The following is a 1,322-nucleotide window of genomic DNA, read 5'->3' on the forward strand; positions in this document are numbered from 1 at the left end:
TCGCATGGGGCGGGTCCGCGGCGAGCTCGCCGCCATGCTGCTCGAGGCCATGCGCGCGGGCCGGGTCGAGGGTCTCATCGGCCGCGCTCCCGAGCCGAAATCACGGCGGTTGATGGTGGTGGTCGCGGTGAAACCGGCGACCGGCGCGTCGGTCATGCCGGGGCCCGCGCCGAGGAACTCCACGGCCAGGGTGACCGGCCGGGTGGTGCCACGGATGGTGAAATCGCCGGTGACGTCGAATTCGGTGCCGGTGGGCCGGAACCCGGTGGCCGTGAAGGTGGCGAGCGGGTAGTGGGACACGTCGAAGAAGTCGGCGGTGGCCAGGTGGTCGTCGCGCTGTGGGTTGTCGGTGGTGACCGAATCGACCCGGATCTCGACGTCGGCGTCGGCCGAACCGTCGGGGCGGATGACGAGCGTGCCGGAGAAGATCGTGAACCGGCCGCGCACCTTGCTCACCATCAGATGGCGTACGGCGAATTCCAGGGCCGAGTGGCTCGGGTCGATGACCCAGGTGCCCGCGGACAGTCCCTTGGTTGGTGCCGACATGATCTCTCCTCACTGAGCGGACCGGCCGGGACGGCCGTCGTGACGTGAAGCGATGACGGCACCCAGCGTAACCCCGCGTCAGTCCTCGCTGCTGTTGCGATCGCCGAGGAAGCGCAGCAAGGCCGGGTCGGTGGAGGCGAACCGGTCGACCTCCTGACCGCCCGTGCACTCGAACAGGCCGATGGTCACCGTGTCGGCGCGCCGGGCCACCACCCGCCAGATCGCGCCGGAATCGGCCCAGCGCCGCAGGGTCTCGATCGGGTCGGCGCTCACGGCTCGACCGTATCGCTCCCGGCCGCCCGTGGCTCGCGGTAGTTCGCGGCGACCAGCGCCAGGCTGGCCGCGGCGATCAGCGCGACGACGAGGTACATGGCCGGGTAGCCGAAGCCGAAGCCGCTGTGCAGGGCCGACAGGACGGCGGGCACACCGAAGCCGAGGTAGCTCACCGAGTAGAAGACCGCGTTCAGGCCGGCGAGGTCGCCCGGGCCCGCGATGCGCTCGATCTGCTGGAGCCCGGCCACCAGGCCGATGCCGTAGCCGCTGCCGAGCACGACGGCGGTCAGCAGGGTCACCGGGATGCTCAGGGTGGCCGCGGTCCACGACGCCAGCACCATGCCCGCGGTGAGCAGCACCAGGGCGACGACACCGGCCCGCGCGGTACCGGGCCGGTCGATCTTGCGCGCGACCGACTGGATCGTGAATCCGCAGCCCAGTGTCACCATGGTGACCAGCGCGGAGAAGGCGATCGGGGCGCCCTGGACGCGCGGCAGCATGAG

The 1,322-nt window shown here is 71.2% G+C and carries 2 protein-coding genes and 1 pseudogene; all 3 read right to left on the bottom strand.

Going from position 1 to position 1,322, the window contains the following annotated elements; all coding sequences use genetic code 11:
* Positions 1–546: YceI family protein (locus tag ACWDNU_RS46000; RefSeq protein ID WP_449673469.1), on the bottom strand; the 546-nt coding region annotated here is incomplete at its 3' end.
* Positions 547–624: 78 nt separating this feature from the next.
* Positions 625–819 carry a hypothetical protein gene (locus tag ACWDNU_RS46005; RefSeq protein ID WP_355276599.1) on the bottom strand — a complete coding sequence of 65 codons (195 nt, stop codon included), beginning with the start codon at positions 817–819 and terminating at the stop codon, positions 625–627.
* A pseudogene (locus tag ACWDNU_RS46010) lies at positions 816–1,322 on the bottom strand (MFS transporter); the annotation flags it as partial. The pseudogene ACWDNU_RS46010 and the gene ACWDNU_RS46005, both read right to left, overlap by 4 nt.

This window comes from Amycolatopsis sp. NPDC003676 (assembly GCF_053587275.1).